We start from the raw sequence: 6,456 nt of genomic DNA, 5'->3' as shown, positions 1-6,456 counted from the left end.
CCAGGCAATGTCCCAGAGATGCGGGCCTGCCCAGGACTGCGCGGTGGCCGCTGCCGGCCGCACCGAGACATCAGAGGTCGGCGCATTGACCAGCACCAGGTAGTAGGGCGCCGGCACATTGGCCTGCTGGGCGCGGGCGGCAACCGCCATCGCAACCGGACCGGCCAGGCCTTCGCCCATCACCACCACGCGGCGCGAATCGCCGCCCAGGCTGTCGGCATTGGCGAGCGCCCATTGGTAGGCACCATAGGCCTCGCGGTCCTCGCCACTGCGGAAGTCGACGTCGGCGACGCCGGCCGCTGCGGTGCGCAGGCTGACCGACACCACGACGGCATCGGCGGATTTGGCCAGCGCCCGTGCCGCGCCGGCATGTTCGGTATCGCCGTTGGCGCTGCCGGCTTCGCGGTAATAGACCACCACCGAGTAAGGCCCCTGACCAGCCGGCCAGTACAGCTTCACCGTCGACGCCGGCTCTGGTTCGGCAACCGTGGCACTGACCCGGACGTCGTTGTCCTTCAGGCCGCCGACGGCATCGTCGACACGCTGTGTGGACCGTTCCTGATAAGTCATCTCGGCAAGGCCGTAGCGACGGCCGCCGTCATCGAGGGTGGTGTCGGCGGTGGTCTTGTTGCCAATGGCCCGAAGCCGCTGCGCCTGGTCATGGAGGCGCTCGCCAGCGGTCGTCGACAGCCAGACGGCGGCCAGCAAGGTTCCGGCGAGGATGGACGAGGACGTTTTCGCGAACATGACCAGGCTCCTGAAGATGCTTCGAACGGCAGTGCCGATGGGTTTCGGCGCTGACCTACGGCAGGGCGCGTGCCCGGCCGTGAAGTTCGTTCAGTGCTGCTTCAAAAGAGCCTGGTCAGCCAGCTCCGCCAAGGGGGTAATCGGGTCCGGGCTCAGGCGGCAGGAGACGCCGGCAGGACGGATGCGTCTTCAGGCTTGATGCGCGGCGGCCGCAGCACGAGCACGAAAGCCAAGCCGAATGCGGCCATCACGGCACCCGCCAGCGCGACCGCCGGATAACCGAGATGGGCGCTGATCACGAAGCCGCCGACCACGGCACCGACGGCATTGCCGAGGTTGAAGGCGCCGATGTTCATCGCCGATGCCAGATTCGGTGCATCGCCGGCGGCCGCCATCACCCGCATCTGCAGCGGCGGCACCACGGCGAAGCTGGTGATGCCCCAGAGGAAGATCAGCACCGCAGCCGGCAGCGGCCACTGCATGCCGACCGAAAACAGCACCAGCAGCACGACCATGCTCGCCAGGGTGACGATCAGCGTGCCGTCCACCGAACGGTCGGCGTAGCGGCCGCCCAGCCAGTTGCCGGTGGTCAGGCCCAGCCCGTAGATCACCAGCATCCAGGCCACGAAGCTGGTCGAGGCATGGGCCTCGGTCAGCAGGATCGGGGCGATGTAGGTGAACACGGTGAACATCGCGCTCGAGGCGATCACGGTCAGCGCCAGGGCTTTCAGCACCGGGGCTCGCCCCAGCACCCGCAGCTCGGCGCGCATGTCGGCGCCGGCATCGGCCGGGATGTTCGGCAGCGCCAGCCGCAGCGACGCCATGGCCAGCACGCCGAGCCCGGCAACCGCCCAGAACACTGTGCGCCAGCCGAACTGTTCCGCCGCCCAGGTTGCCAGCGGCACGCCGCCGACGGTGGCGATGGTCAAGCCCATGAACATGGCGGCAACCGCGCTGGCGCGTTTGTCCTGCGGTACCAGGCGTGCCGCGACGACCGCGCCGACGCCGAAGAAAGCGCCGTGGCAGAACGAAGTGAGCACCCGTGCGAACAGCAGGGTCGTGTAGCTCTCGGACATGGCCGCGAGCAGGTTCCCGGCGGTGAAGATGCCCATCAGCGCGATCAGCAGGCTGCGCCGCGGCACGCGGCTGGTAGTCAGGGTCATCAGCGGCGCACAGAGCAGCACGCCGAAGGCATAGGCGCTGACCAGCAGGCCGGCAGTCGGGATCGAAACGCCTAGATCGCTGGCGATCACCGGCAGCATGCCCATCGGCGCAAATTCGGTGACGCCGATGCCGAAGGCGCCGATGGCCAGCGCCAGGATGGCGGTGTTGAACTTCATGATTCTTCCCGTAATGAACGTGACGCAAAGATAGACACTTTCATTCCCTTTCAGTAGATAGAGAGCGGGACAAGAACCTTTGCTTTGAAATCACAGATGAGCCAGAACGATGATTGATCGTGCCAGCGAGATGGAAGCCTTCGATGCCGTCGTCCGCGCCGGCAGCCTGTCGGGCGCGGGGCGCGCCCTCGGGCTGACGCCGTCGGCGCTGAGCCGGATCATTTCCCGCATCGAAGTGCGGTTGGGCGTCCGCCTGCTGATCCGTACCACCCGGACGCTGACCCTGACCCCGGAAGGCAACGCCTACCACCAGGCGGCGCGGCGGATCCTGGCCGACCTCACCGAATCCGAAGAGGCGATCGCCTGGCAGGCGGCCCCGCGCGGCCGGCTGCGGGTCAGCGTCGGGCCGGCTTACGGCCGGCTGACCATCGTTCCCCTGCTCGCCGGCTTCGTCGCCCGTTATCCGGAAATCCTGGTCGATATCAGCGTCACCGACGCGCTGGCCGATGTGCTCGCCGGGCAAGCCGATGTCGCGATCCGCTTCGGCCCGCTGGCCGACAGCCCGCTGACGGCGCGGCGGCTGGGCTCCAATGGCCGCACCATCGTGGCGTCTCCGGCCTATCTGGCGCGGGCCGGCAGGCCGGTGCTGCCTGAAGACCTGTTCGGCCACAACTGCCTCAACTTCAATTTCCGGCGCGCCGATCCGGGATGGCCGTTCCGTAGCGAGGGACGCGATTACGTGTTGAACGTCGGCGGCAACATCGAGGCGAACAATGGCGAAACGATCGCTCAACTGGCCCTGCAGGGCGTCGGCATCACGCGCCTGGGCAGCTTCCATGTCGAAGCCGATATCGCTGCGGGCAAATTGGTCGCGCTGCTCGAGGACCACAATCCCGGCGATACCGAGGAGATTCACGCCTTGTTCGTCGGCGGCACCCGGACGCCGCGGCGCGTACGGGTGTTCATCGATTTTCTGGTCGAGCAGTTGTCGCCGCCCGTCTGATGGCCCATCACTGATGGGCCATCAGACGGCTTGAGGCTCAGGCCCGGGCGACGTTGACCGGCGCGCGCAGCACCGACATCAGGGCGCCGAGCGTCTTGGTCTTGCCAGCGTTGCGGCTGCGTGCAGGCGCCGCATCGATCTGTGCCCGGCCATCGGTGGCTGCACCGACCGCAATGGTCGGCTGCGCGCGTTCCTGCAGACGCCAGTAACGGCGCAGTGCCTTCTCGGCGTCGAGGCCGCGCAGCGGTTCCTGGTGCGGGTTGTCGCTGACGAATTCGAGGAAGGCGCAAACGGCGGCCGTCTGCGGCGCATCGAGCGACTGGAAGCGGTCGAGCAGCTTCCGCGACCAGACGCGGTCGTCGGCGGCATAGGTCAGGTTGAACAGCACCGCGCCCGGCAGGCCGGTTTCCCAGACGGGTTGGGAAAGTTTTTCAAGCGAAGCGAGCAGAAATGCCGGCAGATGGAAGCGCCAGCTGGCGACACTCAGCATCGGCAGCAGCCCCGCGTAGCCATCGAGTTCATCGGTGGCGTAGTCGGACCAGTGCCGGGAAGTGCCCGGATCATTCGCGCCCGACGTCGCTTCGACATCAGCTTCCGCCGCACGCTGCAGTGCATCGAGGCTGGGTTCGCCAGCCGCTGCGACATCGGCAAATGCGGCCTTGATCCGGGCGCGCAGGGCCTCTGCAGCGGTCGCCGGTGTGGATGACGTGATCGCCTGATGGCTCAGCTCGATCGGATCGCCCAGCGTGTTATCAAACTGCTCGCCCAACGGTTGGTCGTACATCAGCCTTGCTCCTGCTGCGGGCAAAGCGGCAGGGCAACGTCGCGATTCAGGGTCTGGTTCATGGCGCATCCTCCTGGCTTGAAGCCTTGAGGTAGCACGCGGCGTGCCAGTGGAAAACGGGCACGCCACGTGGCGCTGAATCAGGCTGAGCAGGAATTACCGGAAAACGTGGCTGTTGCCGGTAAGCGCGGTGCCCGGTCTCTCAGATTCGATAGCGCAGCAGCGCCACCGGCAGATGCTGAAGCACATCGGACAGGGCGATCCGCTTGCCATCGGCTGCCACGGCGGCACCGCCCAGGGCATCGTAGAGCGCCGATGGTGCATCGGCCGGCAGCAGCACTGCGCTGTCCTGCCAGTGACCGAAGGCGACTCTCGGCAAGGCCATGGCCTTGTCCACCCGCGCACCCAGCCGGGTGACGATGGCGATCACCACGTCGTTACCAGCGCGACGAGCGAACGCGAAAGCACTATTCGCCTGCGGGCCGATGACGGCCAGGCGCTCGTAGCTGCCGGTCTCGAAGACTTCGGGCAGCGCCTTGCGCAGTGCCAGAGTGGCAGCGATCAGCGCCTGCTTCAGGTGGCCGTCCTGCCAGTGCTCGATCAGTGCCGCGGGTGTGGCCGCGGCAGCTAGCGCCTGCCGGCGTGCGAGGTAGTCGACCGGTCGCCGGTTGTCCGGATCGACCAGGCTCTGATCCCAGAACTCGGTGCCCTGGTAGAGATCGGGCACGCCGGGCACGGTCAGCCGCAGCAGGGTTTGCGACAGCCCGTTCAGCGCCGCATACGGCGCGATGCGCGACACCAGCTCGGCCAGTATCTGCAGGCTTGGGGGATGGCTCAGCAAGGCATCGAGAAAGGCACGATTGTTCTGCTCGAAGGCTTCATCCGGATGCGCCCAGCTGGTCAGCAGCTTGGCTTCGCGCAGCGCCTTCAGTTGCCAGCCGGCCACTCTTGCGCCGAAGGCGGCAATCGCTTCGCTATCGTCCAGATCGAGATCCAGCGGCCAGGAGCCGACCAGGGTCTGATAGAGCATCAGCTCATCGGCCGGCGTCGGCGTGTCGCTGTCCGTCCGCAAGCCGGTCGATGCCTCGTGCAGGCGCTGCACGGTGGCCGCCCACAGCCGCGGCAGCTCGCTGAGCACGGCCAGGCGCATGCGGCTGTCTTCGCCGCGCTTGTGATCGTGAGTCGCGGTGGCGACCATCGAACGCGGCACGCGCAGCGCGCGATCGAGATTCAGCGCGTGGAACTCCTTCGGCGTCATCGCGAACTGGCCCGGCCAGCTGCCGACCTCGTTGCGCGACAGCAAGCGCCCGTAGCGATAGAACACCGTGTCCTCGACCGATTTCGCATCGAGCGCCGGCAGCAGTTTCTGCATTCGCTGCAGAGCGCGATGGGCGCGCTGCGTGGCTACATCGGCCTCTGCCGGCAACTGGTCCTGCGCGGTATCGAGCCAGCGCACCAGCACCGTCAGCGCACGGCCATCGTCGTGGATGCCCTGCGCTTCGATCGCCTGCAGGGTGATCAGGATGAGTTTGCGGTCATGCATGTCGGCATCGTCTTCACCGACATAGCTGCGATAGGTCGGGAAGTGCGCCAGGAACTCGATCAGCGCCACGCGCATATTGATCGGATCGATGCGCCACTCGGGCGTGGCAACGGCGGCGTAGTCCATCAGCAGCGCGGTCAGCGCATCGACATCGCCGGCGAAGCTCGATTCCGCCAGTTCCTTGCGAGCGCGATAGGCGTAATGCGCGGCGTCGTCGTGCTCGCCGGTGAAGCTTTCCCAGAGTTCGGTCAGCGGCGCTTCGCCGGCCGGATCGTGGAGCAGCCCGGAAACCGCATCCATGAACTTGTAGCCGGTGGCGCCATCGGTCTGCCAGTCGCCTCTGAGCACTTCGCCGTGGCCGAGAATCTTCTCGACCACCAGCCACGGTGTCTCCAGCGCGAACTGCTGTGGCCGCTCGGCGTGCAGCAGATCGAGCCGCTGGCGCAGGCGCGCGAGGTACTGCGCCGGATCGGCCAGGCCATCGATGTGATCGACGCGGAAGCCATCGATCAGGCCTTCCTGATACAGCCTCAGCGGCAACGCGTGCGTGGCCTCGAACACCTCGTCGCGATCGGCACGGATCGCCGCCAGGCTGGTGACATCGAAGAAGCGTCGCCAGTTGATGCGGGCGCCGGCTTCATGCCAGTCGACCAGGACATAGTGCTGGCCTTGCAGCAGTTGGCCGAGCCGCTCGTTGCCGGCAGCGCTGTTGTCGTAGCGGGCCAAGGCATCGGCAATCGCGCGCGGTTCAGTGCCGAGGATGCCGGCGTAATCGAACGGCGAGATCGGAAAGCGATGCGGGCCGTAATCGACATGGAAGCTGCCGCGTCCCTCATCGAAGCCGAGCTTGAGATCGCCATCGGCCAGTGCCGCGTCGAAGGGCTTGCCGAGGAACGGTGCCAGCAGCTTGCCGTGCAGCGCTTCGTCGGGCGGCGACCAGTCGATATCGAAGAACTTCGCGTAGCGGCTGGCCGGCCCGGATTCGAGCACGTCCAGCCACCAGGGGTTATCGGCTTCGCCGACGGCCATGTGATTGGGC

Annotated in this window: 5 protein-coding genes; 1 reads left to right on the top strand and 4 read right to left on the bottom strand. The window is 66.8% G+C overall.

From position 1 onward, the window contains the following. Both Q0D45_RS10535 and Q0D45_RS10530 read right to left on the bottom strand, forming a co-directional pair. Positions 1-747: alpha/beta hydrolase fold domain-containing protein (locus tag Q0D45_RS10535; RefSeq protein ID WP_293392340.1), on the bottom strand; the 747-nt coding region annotated here is incomplete at its 3' end. A 152-nt stretch (positions 748-899) separates the two neighbouring features. Further along, positions 900-2,087 carry an MFS transporter gene (locus tag Q0D45_RS10530; protein ID WP_293392337.1) on the bottom strand — a complete coding sequence of 396 codons (1,188 nt, stop codon included), beginning with the start codon at positions 2,085-2,087 and terminating at the stop codon, positions 900-902. Between the two features lie 109 nt (positions 2,088-2,196). On the opposite strand from Q0D45_RS10530, the gene Q0D45_RS10525 reads away from it, so the two are divergent. Then, the gene (locus Q0D45_RS10525) at positions 2,197-3,090 is read left to right on the top strand and encodes a LysR substrate-binding domain-containing protein (RefSeq protein ID WP_293392334.1); all 894 of its coding nucleotides are present in this window, start codon (positions 2,197-2,199) and stop codon (positions 3,088-3,090) included. A 37-nt stretch (positions 3,091-3,127) separates the two neighbouring features. Here the strand turns inward: Q0D45_RS10525 and Q0D45_RS10520 are convergent, their stop codons facing one another. Both Q0D45_RS10520 and treY read right to left on the bottom strand, forming a co-directional pair. Beyond that, the gene (locus Q0D45_RS10520) at positions 3,128-3,874 is read right to left on the bottom strand and encodes a DUF6714 family protein (protein WP_293392331.1); all 747 of its coding nucleotides are present in this window, start codon (positions 3,872-3,874) and stop codon (positions 3,128-3,130) included. A gap of 202 nt (positions 3,875-4,076) precedes the next feature. Further along, positions 4,077-6,456 (bottom strand): malto-oligosyltrehalose synthase (gene treY / locus Q0D45_RS10515; protein ID WP_293392328.1); only part of this gene is annotated, 2,380 nt, incomplete at its 5' end.

Origin of the sequence: Nevskia sp., from assembly GCF_023266035.1 — a bacterium.
In the GTDB taxonomy this organism is placed as follows: Bacteria; Pseudomonadota; Gammaproteobacteria; order Nevskiales; family Nevskiaceae; genus Nevskia.
The sequence above is the reverse complement of the archived record's forward strand: the minus strand, read 5'-3'. Positions and strand labels throughout refer to the sequence as shown.

Coding starts and splice junctions, on each gene's coding strand:
- Q0D45_RS10530 (WP_293392337.1), bottom strand. CDS start 2,087: ATGAAGTTCAACACCGCCATCCTGGCGCTGGCCATCGGCGCCTTCGGC.
- Q0D45_RS10525 (WP_293392334.1), top strand. CDS start 2,197: ATGATTGATCGTGCCAGCGAGATGGAAGCCTTCGATGCCGTCGTCCGC.
- Q0D45_RS10520 (WP_293392331.1), bottom strand. CDS start 3,874: ATGTACGACCAACCGTTGGGCGAGCAGTTTGATAACACGCTGGGCGAT.